General features: G+C 65.0%; 17 protein-coding genes and 1 other RNA gene. 9 read left to right on the forward strand and 9 right to left on the reverse strand.

Annotation, left to right across the window (positions count from 1 at the left end; translation table 11 throughout):
- The 4 genes from B5V03_RS40425 to B5V03_RS40440 all read left to right on the forward strand — a co-directional run.
- Positions 1–342: UDP binding domain-containing protein (locus tag B5V03_RS40425; protein ID WP_283811589.1), on the forward strand; the 342-nt coding region annotated here is incomplete at its 5' end.
- A gap of 148 nt (positions 343–490) precedes the next feature.
- A complete protein-coding gene (gene hrpB / locus B5V03_RS40430; RefSeq protein ID WP_164988641.1) occupies positions 491–2,965 on the forward strand; it encodes an ATP-dependent helicase HrpB in 2,475 nt (824 codons plus the stop codon).
- Between the two features lie 119 nt (positions 2,966–3,084).
- Positions 3,085–3,597, forward strand: a complete 513-nt coding sequence (locus tag B5V03_RS40435; RefSeq protein ID WP_164988642.1) for a TIGR02281 family clan AA aspartic protease — start codon at positions 3,085–3,087, stop codon at positions 3,595–3,597.
- Positions 3,598–3,786: 189 nt separating this feature from the next.
- Positions 3,787–5,286 (forward strand): phosphomannomutase/phosphoglucomutase, encoded by a 1,500-nt coding sequence (locus tag B5V03_RS40440; RefSeq protein ID WP_129275989.1) that lies wholly within the window; start codon positions 3,787–3,789, stop codon positions 5,284–5,286.
- A 161-nt stretch (positions 5,287–5,447) separates the two neighbouring features.
- On the opposite strand, the gene B5V03_RS40445 is transcribed toward B5V03_RS40440, so the two are convergent.
- The 9 genes from B5V03_RS40445 to B5V03_RS40485 form a co-directional block, all read right to left on the reverse strand.
- Positions 5,448–5,957 carry an Lrp/AsnC family transcriptional regulator gene (locus B5V03_RS40445; protein WP_129275990.1) on the reverse strand — a complete coding sequence of 170 codons (510 nt, stop codon included), beginning with the start codon at positions 5,955–5,957 and terminating at the stop codon, positions 5,448–5,450.
- Between the two features lie 97 nt (positions 5,958–6,054).
- Positions 6,055–6,978, reverse strand: a complete 924-nt coding sequence (locus B5V03_RS40450) for a sugar kinase (protein ID WP_129275991.1) — start codon at positions 6,976–6,978, stop codon at positions 6,055–6,057.
- An 8-nt stretch (positions 6,979–6,986) separates the two neighbouring features.
- The gene (nudC, locus tag B5V03_RS40455; RefSeq protein ID WP_129275992.1) at positions 6,987–7,925 is read right to left on the reverse strand and encodes an NAD(+) diphosphatase; all 939 of its coding nucleotides are present in this window, start codon (positions 7,923–7,925) and stop codon (positions 6,987–6,989) included.
- Between the two features lie 11 nt (positions 7,926–7,936).
- Positions 7,937–8,356 (reverse strand): HIT domain-containing protein, encoded by a 420-nt coding sequence (locus tag B5V03_RS40460; RefSeq protein ID WP_129275993.1) that lies wholly within the window; start codon positions 8,354–8,356, stop codon positions 7,937–7,939.
- Between the two features lie 173 nt (positions 8,357–8,529).
- Complete coding sequence (locus B5V03_RS40465) at positions 8,530–9,657, reverse strand: muconate cycloisomerase family protein (protein WP_129275994.1); 1,128 nt, start codon at positions 9,655–9,657, stop codon at positions 8,530–8,532.
- Entirely contained in the window at positions 9,654–10,409 is a 756-nt protein-coding gene (locus B5V03_RS40470) for an SDR family NAD(P)-dependent oxidoreductase (protein ID WP_129275995.1), read from the reverse strand. The genes B5V03_RS40465 and B5V03_RS40470 overlap by 4 nt, the downstream gene beginning before the upstream one ends.
- The gene (locus tag B5V03_RS40475; protein WP_129275996.1) at positions 10,409–11,203 is read right to left on the reverse strand and encodes an amino acid ABC transporter ATP-binding protein; all 795 of its coding nucleotides are present in this window, start codon (positions 11,201–11,203) and stop codon (positions 10,409–10,411) included. Before B5V03_RS40475 ends, B5V03_RS40470 begins: the two co-directional genes overlap by 1 nt.
- Entirely contained in the window at positions 11,200–11,862 is a 663-nt protein-coding gene (locus tag B5V03_RS40480) for an amino acid ABC transporter permease (RefSeq protein WP_129275997.1), read from the reverse strand. The genes B5V03_RS40475 and B5V03_RS40480 overlap by 4 nt, the downstream gene beginning before the upstream one ends.
- Positions 11,863–12,012: 150 nt before the next feature.
- A complete protein-coding gene (locus tag B5V03_RS40485; RefSeq protein ID WP_129275998.1) occupies positions 12,013–12,867 on the reverse strand; it encodes a transporter substrate-binding domain-containing protein in 855 nt (284 codons plus the stop codon).
- 184 nt (positions 12,868–13,051) lie between these two features.
- On the opposite strand from B5V03_RS40485, the gene ffs reads away from it, so the two are divergent.
- The 5 genes from ffs to B5V03_RS40510 all read left to right on the forward strand — a co-directional run bounded on the left by ffs (position 13,052) and on the right by B5V03_RS40510 (position 16,591).
- An RNA gene (ffs, locus tag B5V03_RS40490) (signal recognition particle sRNA small type) lies at positions 13,052–13,148 on the forward strand.
- Positions 13,149–13,242: 94 nt separating this feature from the next.
- Entirely contained in the window at positions 13,243–15,087 is a 1,845-nt protein-coding gene (locus B5V03_RS40495; RefSeq protein WP_129275999.1) for a DNA polymerase III subunit gamma/tau, read from the forward strand.
- Positions 15,088–15,202: 115 nt separating this feature from the next.
- Positions 15,203–15,523: a YbaB/EbfC family nucleoid-associated protein gene (locus B5V03_RS40500; RefSeq protein ID WP_129276000.1), complete on the forward strand. Its 321-nt coding sequence runs from the start codon at positions 15,203–15,205 to the stop codon at positions 15,521–15,523.
- A 1-nt stretch (position 15,524) separates the two neighbouring features.
- Positions 15,525–16,127, forward strand: coding sequence for a recombination mediator RecR (recR, locus tag B5V03_RS40505; RefSeq protein ID WP_129276001.1), 603 nt, complete (start codon positions 15,525–15,527; stop codon positions 16,125–16,127).
- Between the two features lie 26 nt (positions 16,128–16,153).
- Entirely contained in the window at positions 16,154–16,591 is a 438-nt protein-coding gene (locus B5V03_RS40510) for a hypothetical protein (RefSeq protein ID WP_129276002.1), read from the forward strand.
- Positions 16,592–16,778 lie beyond the last annotated feature (187 nt).

The following is a 16,778-nucleotide window of genomic DNA, read 5'->3' on the forward strand; positions in this document are numbered from 1 at the left end:
GATACCGACGACATGCGCGACGCGCCGTCGATCCCTCTCGTCACCGGCCTGATCGACATGGGCGCGAAGGTGAAAGCGTTCGATCCCGTCGGCATGGAGCAGGCCAAGAGTGAGTTGCCCAACATCACCTATTGCGAGGACGCCTATTCCTGCGCGGAAGGTGCCGATGCGGTCGTCGTTGTTACCGAGTGGACGCAGTTCCGCGGCCTCGATCTCGATCGGTTGAAGGCGACCATGGCGCAGCCCGTCGTCGTCGATCTCCGCAACATCTTCAGCCCCCAGGACATGGCTGCCGCCGGCTTCACCTATGAGAGCGTCGGTCGCCCGCCGGCGCAGGGCTGACGATCCACCATCACGCATAATTCCGTCATGGCCGGGCTTGTCCCGGCCATTCACGTCTGTTTTCTAGTCACAAGACGTGAATGCCCGGCACTTTTGTGCGAAGACGCGCTTTGCGCTTTTGGCCGGGCATGACGAACGGATAGAGCCTTTGCCCCGCAGCTTCGACACGCCCCTCCCGATCGACGCCGTGCTCGACGATTTGTCGCGCACGCTGGAGGCGCATAACGCCGCCGTGCTGGTGGCGCCGCCGGGTGCCGGCAAGACCACGCGGGTGCCGCTGGCGCTGCTCGATGCGCCCTGGGCCAAAGGCAAGAAGATCATCGTGCTGGAGCCGCGGCGCATCGCGGCACGTGCCAGCGCCGATCGGATGGCCAAGTCGCTTGGCGAGCGGGCCGGCGAAACCGTCGGCTACCGCGTTCGTTTCGGCTCCAAAATCTCGCGCGCGACACGCATCGAAGTGGTGACTGAAGGCATCTTCACCCGGCAGATCCTCGATGATCCCGAACTGTCAGGCATTGCCGCGATCCTGTTCGACGAATTCCACGAGCGCTCGCTCGATGCCGATATGGGCCTGGCGCTGGCGCGCGACGCGCAACTCGGCCTGCGCGAGGATCTCCGCATCCTCGTGATGTCGGCGACCCTCGACGGCGCCCGCGTCGGAAAACTGCTGGGTGACGCGCCTGTCGTCGCAAGCGAGGGCCGCGCCTTTCCGGTCGAGACGCGCTATCTCGGCCGCAAGGCGGATGCGCCCATCGAGCGGCAGATGGCGGATGCGATTGCATCCGCGCTACGCGCCGATAGCGGCTCGGTGCTGGCATTCCTGCCGGGTGCCGCCGAAATCCGCCGCACCCAGAATTTTCTCAGCGAACGCGTGCAGGATGCGAGCATCGAGATCGTGCCGCTGTTCGGCGCGCTCGATGCCGCCGTGCAGGATCGCGCCATCTCGCCCGCGCCCAAAGGCATGCGCAAGGTGGTGCTGGCGACCTCGATCGCCGAGACCTCGCTCACCATCGAAGGGGTGCGTATCGTCGTCGATTCCGGTCTCGCCCGCGTGCCGCGCTATGAGCCGGATATCGGCCTGACGCGGCTCAAGACCGTGCGCGCCGCGCGCGCGCAGGTGGACCAGCGCCGTGGCCGCGCCGGCCGCACTGAGCCCGGCGTGTGCTACCGGCTCTGGGATGAGCCGCAGACGGCCTCGCTTGCGCCTTACACCCAGCCGGAAATCCTCAGCGCCGATCTGTCCTCGCTGGTGCTCGATCTTGCGCAATGGGGCGTCGCCGATCCCGCCGCGCTGTCGTTCCTCGATCCGCCGCCACAGCCGGCCTGGAAGGAAGCCAAAAGTCTGCTGTCCGAGCTCAATGCGCTCGATGGCGACGGCCGCATCACCGCGGAGGGCAAGAGCCTGCGCGCGCTGGCACTGCCGCCGCGGCTGGCGCGCATGATCGTGGATTCGCATCGCGCCGGCGAGGGTGAAGCCGCCGCCGAGATCGCGGCCATCCTCACCGAACGCGGGCTCGGCGGCGACAGCGCCGACCTCGAACACCGCCGCGACCAGTTCCGCCGCGATCGTTCGCCGCGCGCCGCGAGCGCCCGCGATCTGGCGCGGCGCTGGGCCTCGCAGGTGGCGGCCTCGGAGAAGGCGGGGCAGCAGGACGATCTCTCCGCCGGCCTGATGCTCGCCTACGCCTTCCCCGACCGCGTCGCGCGCAATCGCGGCAATGGCAGCTTTGTGCTCGCCAACGGTCGCGGCGCGGCCGTTGAGCAGACCTCCGCGCTCGCCCGCGCGCCCTATATCGCGATCGGCGAAATGACGGGCACGGCCGCGAGCGGACGTATTCTCCTCGCGGCGCAAATCACGCAGGACGAGATCGAGCGGCACTTCGCCGAGCATATCGAGGCGGTCGACGAGATCTCGTTCGATCGTGGCTCAATGACGCTGCGCGCAAGGCGCAAGCGCGCGCTGCATGCGATCACGCTATCGGAGGCGACATTGGCCGTGTCGCCTTCGGAAGAAACCGCGCGCATCTTCGCCGATGGGCTGATCGCCGCGGGCCTCGACCGGCTGCCTTGGTCAAAGGCCGCCAAGCAATGGCGCGACCGCGTGATGTTCCTGCGCAAGGCCGAAGGCGACAGCTGGCCTGACCTTACCGACGAAGGATTGATCGCGCGGCGCGACGATTGGCTGGTGCCCGCGCTGTACGACAAGATCGCGCTGAGGGACATTTCCCCCGGCGATCTCTCCGACGCGCTGATGGTGCTGTTGCCCTGGGAGATGCGGGCACGGCTCGATCGCGAGGCGCCGACGCATTTCGAGGCGCCGACTGGAAGCGTGCTCGCGATCGACTACGAGGCCGAGCAGGGGCCGACCATCGCCGTGCGGCTCCAGGAATTGTTCGGCCTCAACACCCATCCGTCGATTGCGGCCGGCAAGGTGCCGCTGGTGCTGGAATTGCTGTCGCCGGCGCAGCGCCCGGTGCAGGTGACCCGCGATCTGCCCGGTTTTTGGCGCGGCAGTTACGCGGCCGTGCGCTCCGACCTGCGCGGACGCTACCCGCGCCATCCCTGGCCGGAGGATCCGGCAAGCGCGCTGCCGACCCGGCGGGTCAAGCCGCGCGGGACCTGAAGCCGCATTAACCGTTCGCTCATCCTTTTCGTCAAAATGACACCGGCCCGGCCGCAGCGTCGCTCGCGGATCGGCGTGTCGCGTGATGAAATCGAGCTTTCCGGCTCGGAAGTGGTGTGATGCGTAACATTGTGATCATCGCGGCCGTCATGATCGGCCTCGGCACCTTCATGGCGCAGATGGCGGACAAGATGAGCTCCGCCTCCGCCACATCAGTCCCGCGCACGACGGTGGCGGTCGCGACCACCGCCCCGGCCGGCGGCCGCAGCATCAACATCCCCCGCGACGGCCGCGGCCATTTCCAGACCGAGGGACGGGTCGACGGCCAGCGCATCGGCTTCATGATCGACACCGGCGCCTCCGTGGTGGCGCTGAACGAGACCTCGGCCGCCCGCTTTGGCCTCCGTCCCTCGCGCGGCGACTACAATGCCACCGTCTCCACCGCCAACGGCACCATCAAGGCCGCGCGCACCCGCATCGCCATGCTGGATGTCGGCGGCCTCGTGGTGCGCGACGTCGATGCCATGGTGCTGCCGGACGAGGCGCTGTCCGAGAACCTGCTCGGCCTCTCCTTCCTGTCCCGCCTCAAGCGTTTTGAGTACGCCAACGGCCTGATGGTGCTGGAGCAGTAAGGGTCTCCCAAAGGCTCCTGCGACCGTATATTTCAAAAATCGTCTCTGTTTCGACCGCTCTCGCGGTCAGATTGCCCCGTTACCAAACTGCCGCAATTATCATCCATAAGGCGCCAATCCCGCCTTCCGCTGCGGCCCGGCATTCGCTAAGGCTGCATCAATTCCCGCCCTTTTCACGAGACCGTCTCAATGTTTCCCAAGCCGAAATCCGTCTTGTTGCCCAACACTTACGCCTTCGAATCCGAGCCGATGGTGAAGGCCACGGGTTTTCGCGAGTACGACGCGCGCTGGTTGTTCCAGAAGGAAATCAACCTGATGGGGATCCAGGCGCTCGGCATGGGGCTGGGCGCGCTGATCGCCGAGCTCGGCGTCAAGCAGGAGATCGTCACCGGCCACGATTTCCGTGGCTATTCGGCCTCGATCAAGTACGCGCTGATCTCCGGCCTGATGGCGGCGGGCTGCAAGGTGCACGACATCGGGCTCGCGGTGACGCCGATGGCCTATTTCGCGCAGTTCGATCTCGACGTGCCCTGCTGCGCCATGGTCACGGCCTCGCACAACGACAATGGCTGGACCGGCGTCAAGATGGGCGCCAACCGTCCGCTGACCTTCGGCCCCGACGAGATGACGCGGCTGAAGGAGATCGTGCTCAACGCCGATTTCAAGAACAAGGCCGGCGGCTCCTACCAGTTCCACGAGAATTATCCCGCGCGCTACATCGCCGATCTCACTGGCCGTCCGAAGCTGACGCGCAAGCTCAAGGTCGTCGCGGCCTGCGGCAACGGCACTGCTGGCGCGTTCGCGCCGCAGGTGCTGGAGGCGATCGGCTGCGAGGTGATCCCGCTCGACACCGAGCTCGATCATACCTTCCCGAAATACAATCCGAATCCGGAAGACATGGAGATGCTGCACGCGATCCGCGACGCGGTGCTGCATCACAAGGCCGATGTCGGCCTCGGCTTCGACGGTGACGGCGATCGCTGCGGCGTCGTCGACAATACCGGCGAGGAGATCTTTGCCGACAAGGTCGGCGTCATGCTGGCGCGCGATATGTCGGCGATCCACAACGACGCGCAGTTCATCGTCGACGTGAAGTCAACCGGCCTGTTCGTCACTGATCCCGTGTTGCAGAAGCAAGGCGCCAAGGTCGCCTATTGGAAGACCGGCCATTCCTACATGAAGCGCCGTACCCACGAGACGGGTGCGCTCGCGGGCTTCGAGAAGTCCGGCCATTTCTTCTTCAACAAGCCGTACGGCCGCGGCTATGACGACGGTCTGGTGTCGGCGCTCGCGATCTGCGACATGCTCGACCGCGCGCCGGGCAAGTCGATGGCAGATCTCAAGAACGCGCTGCCAAAGACCTGGTCGTCGCCGACCATGTCGCCGCATTGCGCCGACGAGACCAAGTATGGGGTCATCGATCAGGTCGTAAAGCACTTCGAGGGACTGCAGGCGAAGGGCGCGAAGATCGGCGGACAGGCGATCCGCGATCTCGTCACCGTCAACGGCGTGCGCGTCACGGTCGAGGACGGCAGCTGGGGCCTGGTGCGCGCCTCCTCCAACAAGCCGGAGCTCGTCGTCGTGGTCGAGAGCCCGGTTTCCGAGCAGCGCATGCACGACATGTTCGAGATGGTGAACAGCGTGCTCCGCACCCATCCCGAAGTCGGCGCGTACAATCAGACGATCTGAGGTGATTTGAGGAGGGCATGATCCACGCCTTCCTCTCCACTGTCATGCCCCGGCTTGACCGGGGCATCCAGTACGCCGCGGCTTCTGGATTCAATCGCCGGCGTCACGGAATACCGGATCGTCCGCCTTCGCGGACGATGACAGCTTTCGTGTGGTGAAAGCTACGCCGCCACCACCGCCGGGATCGGCAGTGCGGTGACCGACTTGATCTTCTCCATCGCGAAGCGCGAGGTGACGTTCTTCAGCGGCACAGCGCTGATCAGCTTCTTGTAGAAGATGTCGTAGGCCTGCATGTCCGCGACCACGACGCGCAGCATGTAGTCGACGTCGCCGGCCATGCGGTAGAACTCCATCACCTCCGGCATGGCGCTGACGGCTTCGGCGAACCTCTTCAGCCAGGCGTCCGAGTGATCGGCGCTCTCGACCGAGACGAACACGGAAATGCCGAGGCCGATCTTGTTCTGGTCGACCAGGGCGACCCGCTTGATGATCACGCCGTCGGCCTCCAGGCGCTGGATTCGCTTCCAGCAGGGGGTCGAGGACAGGCCGACGCGGTCGCCGATCTCGGCGACGGACAGGGAGGCATCGTCCTGGAGTACCATCAGGATCTTGCGATCGATGGCGTCGAGGCGGCGGCTGGTCTCGGGGATCTGGACAGCGAGGTCAGTCATTTGAAGAACTTTGTTCCATTTAAGGGGCTTATTTCCCTGATATAGAGAAAATCTTTCCACAGCAAGCCTATAATCTCGGCTTGTCGATGGAATCGCTCTAGACCTGCCCTCGTAAAAACTCAGTAACTTCAACGCGTTGCGGGGCGGCGAGACCGCCGCCATGGCGGGTGCATTTCAGCGCTGCGGTGGCCGCGGCGAATCGCAGCGCCTCCCGCGCTCCCGCGCCTTCGGCGAGGCGAAGCGTGACGGCGCCATGGAAGACATCGCCGGCGCCGAGCGTATCGACCGCCTGAATCGGGAAGGCCGGTGTCTCCTCCAGCCCGCCTGCCTCGTCTAGCCAGATCGTGCCGCGCGGGCCGCGGGTGGCGGCGAGGAAGGCCGGTGTTAGCTTGGCCAGGTGCTTCAAGGCCTCGCCGTCATCGGCGACGCCGGCCGTCTCCTGCACCTGTTCGCTGGCGAACAGCAGATGCGAGGCGGCCGTGAGCAAGCCATCCTGCAACGACATCACGCGATCGACGCCGACGATGACGGGAATGCCGCGCAGGCGCGCCTCAGTGCAGAGCTCCACGCAGAACGATGCGCAGCGGCTCTCGACGAGAACCGCCTGACAATCGGCAAGCAACTCGCCGGCGTCGGACAGCTTCACGGTCCACAGAGCAGGATCGCGATAGATGGTCAGCGTCCGTTCGCCTGTTACGTCGATCAGGATCGCCGAGACCGGCGTGGTCAAGCCGGGCATACGCACGATATGCGTGGTCTCGATGCCCTCAGCGGTCATGCGATCGAGAATAAAACCGCTCGACGGTTCCCGCGCGTCGCCCATCGGCCCTGCGAACGCGACGCGGCCGCCGAGCCGTGCAATGGCAATCGCAGCATTGAGCGCGTTGCCGCCGCAGATCTCGGCAAGGTGCGTGGCATTGGCCTTGCTGCCGCGCGCGGGCACGGCTTCGACACGAAAGGTCAGGTCGCGCACGGGAATGCCGATGCAGAGGATGCGCGGCGCGATCCCTGATGCAGCCATCGGCGGTCTCAGCTCTTGTCGTGCACCCAGCGGCCGAGCAGATGATGGGCGATCGCGAACGGATGCGGGCCGGCGAGCCCGTCCGGATGCGTCCGCGTCAGCATCAGCGCTGCCTCCTCGCGGGTGAACCAGCGCGCGTCCTCGAGCTCGGAATGGTCGACGACGATGTCCTCGCTCACGGCCCGCGCGCTGCAGCCGATCATCAGCGACGACGGATAGGGCCACGGCTGGGTCATGTAATACTGCACGTCGGTGCAACGGATGCCGGACTCCTCGAGGATCTCGCGGCGCACCGCGTCCTCGATGGTCTCGGCGGCCTCGACGAAGCCGGCGAGGCAGGAATACATGCCCGGCGGAAACTGCTTCTGACGGCCGAGCAGGCACTTCTCGCCGGAGGCGACGTGCATGATCACGACTGGATCGGTGCGTGGAAAATGCTCGGCCTTGCAACTGGGGCATTCGCGCTTCCAGCCGCCTTCCTTCATCCCGCTGCGCGCGCCGCAATTGGCGCAATAGCCGTGGCGCTGATGCCAGCCCACCATCGACTTCGCCATCGCGATCGCCGAGAGCTCTTCCGGCGGGATCGCACCCTGCATCGCCATGCCGCGCAGCTCGGTGACGGTGTAGTCCTCGCGGCCTATCAGCTTTTCGGCGGCCGCTTGCGGCAGGCCCATGCCGAATATTGCCGCGCCATCGCGCAGCCCTAAAAAAATCGTGCCGGGATTGGCGCCGCACCTCGTCGCTTCGTCGATCGAGAGCAGCGCGCGCGTCTTCTCGCCATCGCGTTTCACCAGCAGCGAGTCGCGATAGACGACATAGGCGCGCGAGGACGGCTTCTGCTCCATCGCGAACAGCTTTTCATCGTCGCGGCGCAGATGCGCGGCGCGGTCGAGGACGTTGGTGACGAAGGCCGGCTGTCCCAGCGGAAACGAGGCGAATGCTGACATGTCTTGCTCTTTCAACCCAGCCAGATTTTTCGGCGAAGTGCGCTGATGAAATTCTGAACTTCAGTGGCGTCATGCGCGAGAGGCTGCATCACGCCCCACACCGGCCGCGGCCAGGCAGCGTCACCGGTGCGGCGCGCGATGATGTGGACGTGAAGCTGCGGCACGAGGTTGCCGAGCGCCGCGATATTGAGCTTGTCGCATTTGGTGATCTCCTTCAGCGCGCGCGAGACGCGGGAGATCTCGGTCATGAGCTGCGCCTGCTGGACTTCGTCGAGATCGATGATCTCGACGGCGTCGGCGCGCCGCGGCACCAGCAGCAGCCAGGGATAATGCGCGTCCTTGATGACCAGCACCTTCGACAGCGGCAGATCGCCGATGTCGATGGTGTCCTCTTTCAGGCGGGAGTGCAGCGACCAGGCGGGATCAGACATATGCGTTTCCGGATGGCCCGATGGGGCGGGCGTGTTTGGCGGGACCATACGATAGGGATTCCGGTAGGGGAAGGTTGGGGACCGCGGGGGCGGCATGCTCCGCTGTCGTCCCGGGCTCGCGCTTCGCACGCCCCGGGACGACGACCGAATTTGTGGCAGTGCTGGTGGCTGCCTTACGCCTCTACGATCACGCGCGCATTGGCGCGGACTGAGGCTTCGCTGACGCGGATCCCGAGCCCCGGACCATCCGGCACCACCACATGCCCGGCGCGGTTGGCGACGCGCTCTTCCAGCACGTCCTCGGTCAGCACGTGGTGCGGCATGTAAAATTCGCAGCCGAGCGAGATGCCCGGCGTCGCCGCGATCAGCTGCGTGCCGGCGGCAAGCCCGATGCCGCCTTCCCACAGCGTGCCGCCATAGCCGGGCAGGCCGGCGATGTCGGCGATCGCCATGATCGCCTGCGCCTCGAACAGGCCGCCGGCCTTCATCAATTTGATCGAGACGGCGTCAGCCGCCTCGCGGCGCACCACCTCCATCATGTCGCGGCGGTCAAAACAGCTTTCGTCAGCGAGAACAGGCGTTTCCAGCGCCGCCGTGAGCTGCGCCATCACGTCGAGAAACTTGCGTGGCACCGGCTGCTCGATGAAGGTCGGCGCGAACTGTTCGACATCGCGCAACATCTTGATGGCGCCGAACGGCGCCAATGCCTGGTTGTAGTCGACGCGCAGATCGACCTTTTCGCCGAATTCCTTGCGGATCGCTTCGAGATGGTCGAGGTCCTCGCGATGCGGTTTTACGCCGGTCTTGACCTTGTAGATGACATTGCCTTCCGGAACCATTTTCCGCATGCGTTCGAGATCGGCGGAAAAATCCGGATCGGCGATCGAGAACGACAGCGGAATGGTGTCGCGCACGCGGCCGCCGAGCAGGTCAGCGACCGACAATCCTGACGCTTTGCCGACGCTGTCGAGCAGCGCCATCTCGATTCCGACCTTGGCCTCGGCATGTCCGACCAGCACGCGGTCGAGCTCCGCCATCAGCGCGCGGATGCGACGCACGGGTTTGCCGAGCACAATCGGCCGCAGATAGATATCAAGCGCGGAGAACGCCGCTTCCGGCGTTCCCGTAAAGACCTCCCACGGCGCGGCTTCGCCCCAGCCGATCACGCCGTCGCTCGAGGTCAGCTCGATCAGCACGCGCTTCACCGTGCCCTTGACGTTGCCGACGCCCTGCAGGCGCGCCATCTTGATCGGGCTCTCGATCAGGAACAGCCTGATGCGTTCGACGGTCGCTTCGGTCATGTCAGGCCTCCATCGACGTGCCAGACCTGGCCGGTGACGTAAGATGCTTTTCGGGATGCCAGGAAGGCGATGATCTCGGCAACTTCCTCCGGCCGCCCGCGGCGGCGCATCGGGATCAGCGCTTCGGTCGCAGCGATCTGCTCGGGCGACAGCCGGCTCTCGCTCGGCTTGTCCTTGATGATGAGCCCCGGCGAAACCGCATTGACGGTGATGCCGTCTTTCGCGAGCTCGACCGCGGTGAGCCGCACCAGCGCTTCCAGCGCGGAGCGGCTCGCGGCCGTCGCGGCGAACGGTGCGAATTCGGGGCGGATCGCGTGTGCTACGAATGAAGATACCGCGACGATCCGCCCGTCTTGCCCCGCACGCAGTAAGGGAAGCGCGGCATCGACAAGCCGCGTGAACGCGAGCGCCGATTCATCCATCGCCTGCCGGAACTGATCCGCCGGCGTGCCGATGGCGCTGCCGCGGCGGGCATGGCCACCCACGAGAACCAATCCGTCGAGTCGGCCGAAGGCACTTTGCGCGGCGGCGATGGCTTCGGTGGCCGCTCGCTCATCGGCGAGATCGCCGAGGCACTTTGCGACGTCTGCACCTTTCGCTTCGGCTTCCGCGGCGGTGGCGTTGAGGCCTTCCGCGTTCGAGCGGGTGTGGAGCAGCAGCGCGGTGCCGGGCGCTGCGAGCAGTTTTGCGGTGGCGCGACCGATGCCGCTGGCGGCACCGGTGACGAGATAAACGCGGTCGATATCAGGCATCAGGATACTGCATTGGCCGGCGGCAGCGCGCCGGTGCGGTGGAAATGGCTGAGGAAGGCACGCGTCGCGGCTTCCTGTGGGTTGTCGATCACCTGCCGCGCCGGGCCTTCCTCGACGACGATTCCGTCGCGCATGAAGATGAGGCGGTCGGCGACCTCGCGCGCGAAGGCGATCTCGTGCGTCACGATCACCATGGTCATGCCCTCGGATGCCAGCTGCTGGATCACGTTCAGCACCTCGCCGACCAACTCGGGATCGAGCGCGGACGTTGCCTCGTCGAACAGCATCACATCAGGCTCCATCGCCAGCGCACGCGCAATCGCGACGCGCTGCTTCTGTCCGCCGGACAGCGTTGCCGGATATTGGTCGGCCTTCTCGGCAAGGCCGACCTTGGCGAGCTGTGCGCGGGCGAGCTTCTCGGCGTCCGCCTTGGCCATGCGCCGCACCGTGACCGGACCTTCCATCACGTTCTGGAGCGTCGTCATGTGCGGGAACAGATTGAAATGCTGGAACACCATACCGGTGGTGGCGCGGAATCTTGCCAGTGTCTTCACACCTGGCAACTTCGAACCGTCGCCGAACGCAAAGCTTGTGTCGCCGACACGGACGCTGCCGCCGTCGGGCACGACCAGCAGATTGATGCAGCGGAGCAGTGTCGACTTGCCCGAGCCGGATGGGCCGATCAGCGCGACGACGCCGCCCTTGGCGACGTCGAGGCTGATGCTCTTCAAAACCTCGTTGCTGCCAAAGCTCTTGCGCAAGGCCCGAATCTCGATTTTTGACGTCTCGCTCATTCGCTGACCGCCAGTCGTTTCTCGCCGCGGCGGACGATGATGGTGAGCGGAATCAGGATCGCCGCATAGGCGACCGCAACCGCGGTGTAGGTTTCCAGCGGCCGGTAGCTGTCATGGGCGGCGACTTGGCTCTGATAGACCAGATCGGGCACTGCCAGCACCGAGACCAGCGAGGTGTTCTTGAACTGGATGATCGACTGGTTCATCAGCGCCGGGATCATGCGCTTGATCGCCTGCGGCAGCACGATGCGGCGCATGCTCTGGCCCGGCGTCATGCCGAGCGCTGCACCGGCTTCGGACTGGCCCTTGTCGATCGAGATGATGCCGCCGCGGATGATCTCCGAATAAAACGAGCCGCCATAGAGCGACAGCGCCAGAGCTGACGCCGTGATCGGCGTCATCTCGACGCCGGCGAGGATCGGCAGGGCATAGTAGAACCAGATCAGCTGCACCAGGATCGGCGTGCAGCGGAACGCCTCGATGAAGGTGAGGGCGGTCAGGCGCACCGCCTTGAAGCGCGACAGGCTGCCGAAGGCGCCGAACAGGCCGAACACCAGCCCAAGCACCACAATGACCACGGTGAAGCCGACGGTGACGCCAAGCCCGTTGAGAAAGAGCCAGCGATAGCTCCAGAGGATGCCGAAGTCCCACTGATACATGCGTGCGTTACTCGTACCCGATGCCGTACAGAAACTCGTCGTCATGCCCGGGCTTGTCCCGGGCATCCACGTTCTTGGTGCCGCGGGGAGGACGTGGATGGCCGGGACAAGCCCGGCCATGACGGTGTGGATACTTCAGGCGCTCATCACTTAGAGCGAAACGCCCGGCGGAATGTCCGCCTCGGTCACGCCCACCAGCTCCATGTTGGTGATGATCGCGTTGCGGATGAAACCGAGGCCCTTGTTGAAGTCGATCCAGGTGTTGACGAAGTCGCGGAAGGTCTTGTCGTTCTCGCGGCGGAAGCCGGCATTCGACGTCGTCGCGAAGATCGGCGTCGGCAGCACGAACTGGCCGAGCGAGGGATTCTTCTTCAGCACGGTCAGCGACAGCATGGTGATCAGGCACTGCGCGTCGACGCGGCCGGTCTGCAGCGCGGCAGTGGCATCATCTGCGGTCTTCAGTCGCGAGATCTGCGCCTTCGGCGTCAGGCGGCTGACGACCTGGTCATGCGAGGAGCCCTGGTCGACCGCGATCTTGATGTCGGGCGAGTTCAGCTCGGCCCAGCTCTTCGGCTTGAAATCCTTCTTGCAGAGGATGCCGAAGGCGTTGTTGAAGACCGGCACCGAGAAGTCGACCACCAGCGCGCGCTTCGGGGTCGGGTTCAGGCCGAAGAAGATGTCGATCTTGTTGGACTGGAGATCGAGCACCGAATTGCCCCAGGTGGTCTCGGTGATCTCGAGCTCGGCTTCCATGTCGTCGGCCAGCCCCTTGGCGATGTCGATGTAAAAGCCTTTCCACTGGCCGCTGGCGAGGTCCTTCATGTAGTAGGGCGCGCCGCCGCCGACTGCGCCGATCCGCATCTTCTTGGTGCGGCGGATGCGGGCGAAGGTCGATTCGTTCGGATCGGCAGCCTGAGCCACAGCCGGCGAGGCCAGCGCGCTCGCGGTCACCGCGCCAATGGCGCCAAGTCCGACAATCGATGCAACATCACGACGTGTAACCATTGGGATCAATCGCTTTTCTGGTTGAAGTGGAGTTCCGGCAGCGTTCTTACCAAGGCGGCCATGTGAGCGAAAGCACAGCCTATTGGCTGGGCAGATCAGGAATTGCCCGGATGCTGGGCAAGATCAAGTTCTTCAAGGTGATAGCCGCTTGCTTTCCCGCCCTTTTGGCCCCAAATAGGGACCGGGAGATTGGCGGTGGACGAGCCACTCGCCAACCGGGTCAGGTCCGGAAGGAAGCAGCCCTAACGAGGTCCGGATCGGGTCGCTCGTCAGTCTCCTACTTGTTTTTCCGAGCGAATTGCGCCGGCGGGCCTGCCGCCTGCGCGCTCCTTTCCGCAAACGCCGGCCGAGAGAGATTTCATTGCGGATCGACCGATGACCGACGCTGGCGCCCCTCCAAACCCTGATAGCGCCGGCCAGGCCGGCAACGCGCCTTACCGGGTGCTGGCGCGCAAATACCGCCCTTCCTCTTTTGACGATCTGATCGGCCAGGAGGCCGTGGTCCGCACCGTCTCGAACGCGTTCGAGACCGGGCGCATTCCGCAGGCCTGGATCCTCACCGGCGTCCGCGGTGTCGGCAAGACCACCACTGCGCGTATTTTAGCCCGTGCGCTCAACTACGAGATGCCGGATGGCTCGGTGAAGGGCCCGACCATCCACATGCCGACCCTCGGCGTGCATTGCCAGGCGATCATGGAAAGCCGGCACATGGACGTGCTGGAGATGGACGCGGCCTCGCATACTGGCGTCGACGATGTCCGCCAGATCAACGACAGCGTGCGCTATGCGCCGGCCAGCGCCCGCTACAAGGTCTACATCATCGACGAAGTCCACATGCTGTCGACGGCGGCGTTCAACGCGTTCCTGAAGACGCTGGAGGAACCGCCGGAGCACGCCAAATTCGTGTTCGCCACGACGGAGATCCGCAAGGTTCCAGTCACGGTGCTGTCGCGCTGCCAGCGCTTTGACCTGCGCCGCGTCGAGGCCGACGTGCTGATGAAGCATCTCGCCAATATCGCCGCGAAAGAAAGCGTCGAGATCGAGCCCGAAGCGCTCGGCATCATCGCGCGCGCCGCCGAAGGTTCCGTGCGCGACTCGCTGTCGCTGCTCGACCAGGCCATCGCGCATGCGGCGGGCAATGTGAAAGCCGACGCGGTCAGGCAGATGCTGGGCCTCGCCGATCGTACCCGCGTCATCGATCTTTTCGATTCATTGGTACGCGGTGATATCGCTGCTGCCTTCACTGAGTTCCGCGACCAGTACGATGTCGGCGCCGATCCGATCGTCGTGCTCTCGGACCTCGCCGAATTCGTCAATTTCGTCACCCGCGTGAAGTTCGTGCCGGCGACCGCCGAGAACGTCGCCTATGGCGAGACCGAGCGGGTCCGGGCGAAGGATTTCGCCTCGAAGATTTCCAATCGCGTGCTGGCGCGGATGTGGCAGATGCTGCTCAAGGGCATCACCGAGGTGCAGGCCGCGACGCGGCCCGCGGCGGCTGCCGAGATGGTGCTGGTGCGCATCGCCTATGTCGCCGATTTGCCGACGCCGGACGAAGCGCTCAGGATGCTGGAGCAGAACGGCGGCGGCTCGCCGGTTGTGGGTGGCGGCGGTGCTGCGCGCAGCAACGCGCCCGCAGCCCCGATGGCCTCCGCGGCGCCGGTTGCTTCTGCTGCGCCTGTTCGCATGCCGAATTCGTCGCCGTCTGCGTTCGGCGGTGGTGCGCGGCCGCAGATGGCGGCACCCGCGCCGGATCCGCAAGCTGCGGCCGCCCCCCAGCTCCGCATCACGAGCTTCACCCAGCTCGTTGCGCTGGCCAGCCAGAAGCGCGATGTCATGACCAAGGGCGCGCTCGAAGGCGACATGCGCCTCGTTCGTTTCGAGGAGGGCCGGCTGGAAGTCGCGCTTGAGCCGAACGCCTCCAAGACCATGATCTCCGAGCTCGCGCGCAAGTTCGAGCAGTGGACCGGCCGCCGCTGGACCGTGATCGTATCAAATGAACAGGGACAACCGACGCTGCGTTCGGTGAACCAGGCGGCGAAGCAGGAACATGCACGCTCCGCCGAGGCCGATCCGCGCGTGCAGGAGGTGCTGTCGCGTTTCCCCGGTACCAAGGTCGTCGAGGTCCGCAGGCTTGCCCCCGAGACGCCGGAATCCAATATTAACGCTGACTATGGCACTGACGATCCGCCCGACGGTTCCGACGGCGACGACGATCTCTGAGCATGATCCGGAAAAGTGCGAAGCGGTTTTCCGATAAGATCATGGGCAAACAAGATGCTAAGGCGCGATGATGATTCAGGGCGCCTTAGGCCCATCTCTCCAAGGACGAACACCCATGGCTGACTTTCTCGGCATGATGAAGCAGGCGGCGCAGCTGCAATCCAAGATGCAGGAGATGCAGGAGCAGCTCGCCAACGTGGAAGTCGAGGGCATCTCCGGCGGAGGGCTCGTCGCGGTGCGCATGACCGCGAAGATGGACGTCAAGGGCGTCAAGATCGATCCCTCGCTGATGAAGCCGGAAGAGCGCGAGGTGCTGGAAGACCTGCTTGTCACCGCCTTTGGCGACGCCCGCCGCAAGGCGGAGACGGCGATGCAGGAGAAGATGCAGTCGCTCACCGGCGGGCTCGGCCTGCCGCCGGGGCTGTTCGGCCAGTAAGATGGGCGCGGTTGCAGGTCCCGAAATCGAGCGGCTGGTCCAGCTTCTCGCGCGGCTGCCGGGCCTTGGCCCGCGCTCCGCGCGACGCGCGGCGCTGCATCTGATCAAGAAGCGTGAAGCGCTGATGACGCCGCTGACGTCGGCTTTGCAGGTCGCGCTCGACAAGGTTCAGGTTTGCAAGACCTGCGGCAACATCGACACGCAAAATCCCTGCACGGTTTGCACCGATCCGAAGCGTGACCCCGCCATCATTGTCGTCGTCGCCGACGTCGCCGATCTCTGGGCGCTGGAGCGCGCCAATGCGACCCAGGGGCGCTATCACGTGCTGGGCGCGACGTTGTCGCCGCTCGACGGCGTCGGCCCGCAGGATCTCACCATCGACGCGCTGGTCGCGCGTGCCCACGCCGCGGAGGTGCACGAGATCATTCTTGCGCTGAATGCGACAGTCGACGGCCAGACCACGGCGCATTACATCACCGACCTGCTTCAGGACGCCAACGTAAAAGTAACTCGGCTGGCCCATGGTGTGCCGGTCGGTGGCGAGCTTGATTATCTCGATGAAGGCACGCTATCGGCCGCGATGCGGCAGCGAACCCTGTTCTAGCCATCCAGACTTACGGAACGGACGACATGACGAAACTTTTCGCCACACGACTGGCTTTGGCCGCGACGATGCTGCTGCTGGTGAGCCCGGCCATCGCCGCGCAGCAGGACGACGGGGCACCGCCGACGCCCAAGCCTGGCAAGCCGATCAGTGCCGGCGAGGTGCTCTCGGGCGAGCTGAACACAATGAAGGTGCGTGACGTCAAGAACGCCGGGAAGCGGATCGCGACCTACCAGATCACCTCCGAGCCGCGCCGGCTGCCGCCGCCGAACGGGCTGTGCAATCTCGAGACCGGGCCTGAGACCTTCCAGCTCGTCACCTCCAGCGACGCGCAGGCCACGCAGCTGAAATCGTTCGTCGGCAAGGCGATCTCGGTCAAGGTCGACGAAGTCGCCTGCGCCAGCGATCCCGGCCAGATGAGCGAAGCCGTGATCACGAAGTGGAGCCTGATCAAGAAGCAGTAGGAGGGCACGAGACGGAGTCGCGGTGCTTCAGCCACAATTTCGGTGTCATCGCCCGCGAAGTGTTTAGACCGGACAGATCACTGACAGGTGTTCGGAGACATAGCTGACACATCAAACTGGGCTGGATTGGTCGATTCGGGAGGCCGTCCATGCCCTGGAACGAGGTGTCGGTAATGGATCAGCGACG

Source organism: Bradyrhizobium betae (genome assembly GCF_004123905.1).
GTDB classification, from domain to species: domain Bacteria; phylum Pseudomonadota; class Alphaproteobacteria; order Rhizobiales; family Xanthobacteraceae; genus Bradyrhizobium; species Bradyrhizobium betae_A.

What these genes read in the sequence shown, in the direction of transcription:
- B5V03_RS40465 (WP_129275994.1), bottom strand. Translation starts at nt 9,657, where the DNA reads ATGACCGAAGCGACCGTCGAACGCATCAGGCTGTTCCTGATCGAGAGC.
- B5V03_RS40510 (WP_129276002.1), top strand. Translation starts at nt 16,154, where the DNA reads ATGACGAAACTTTTCGCCACACGACTGGCTTTGGCCGCGACGATGCTG.
- nudC (WP_129275992.1), bottom strand. Translation starts at nt 7,925, where the DNA reads ATGTCAGCATTCGCCTCGTTTCCGCTGGGACAGCCGGCCTTCGTCACC.
- B5V03_RS40470 (WP_129275995.1), bottom strand. Translation starts at nt 10,409, where the DNA reads ATGCCTGATATCGACCGCGTTTATCTCGTCACCGGTGCCGCCAGCGGC.
- B5V03_RS40495 (WP_129275999.1), top strand. Translation starts at nt 13,243, where the DNA reads ATGACCGACGCTGGCGCCCCTCCAAACCCTGATAGCGCCGGCCAGGCC.
- recR (WP_129276001.1), top strand. Translation starts at nt 15,525, where the DNA reads ATGGGCGCGGTTGCAGGTCCCGAAATCGAGCGGCTGGTCCAGCTTCTC.
- B5V03_RS40500 (WP_129276000.1), top strand. Translation starts at nt 15,203, where the DNA reads ATGGCTGACTTTCTCGGCATGATGAAGCAGGCGGCGCAGCTGCAATCC.
- B5V03_RS40440 (WP_129275989.1), top strand. Translation starts at nt 3,787, where the DNA reads ATGTTTCCCAAGCCGAAATCCGTCTTGTTGCCCAACACTTACGCCTTC.
- B5V03_RS40475 (WP_129275996.1), bottom strand. Translation starts at nt 11,203, where the DNA reads ATGAGCGAGACGTCAAAAATCGAGATTCGGGCCTTGCGCAAGAGCTTT.
- B5V03_RS40450 (WP_129275991.1), bottom strand. Translation starts at nt 6,978, where the DNA reads ATGGCTGCATCAGGGATCGCGCCGCGCATCCTCTGCATCGGCATTCCC.
- B5V03_RS40445 (WP_129275990.1), bottom strand. Translation starts at nt 5,957, where the DNA reads ATGACTGACCTCGCTGTCCAGATCCCCGAGACCAGCCGCCGCCTCGAC.
- B5V03_RS40485 (WP_129275998.1), bottom strand. Translation starts at nt 12,867, where the DNA reads ATGGTTACACGTCGTGATGTTGCATCGATTGTCGGACTTGGCGCCATT.
- B5V03_RS40435 (WP_164988642.1), top strand. Translation starts at nt 3,085, where the DNA reads ATGCGTAACATTGTGATCATCGCGGCCGTCATGATCGGCCTCGGCACC.
- B5V03_RS40460 (WP_129275993.1), bottom strand. Translation starts at nt 8,356, where the DNA reads ATGTCTGATCCCGCCTGGTCGCTGCACTCCCGCCTGAAAGAGGACACC.
- B5V03_RS40480 (WP_129275997.1), bottom strand. Translation starts at nt 11,862, where the DNA reads ATGTATCAGTGGGACTTCGGCATCCTCTGGAGCTATCGCTGGCTCTTT.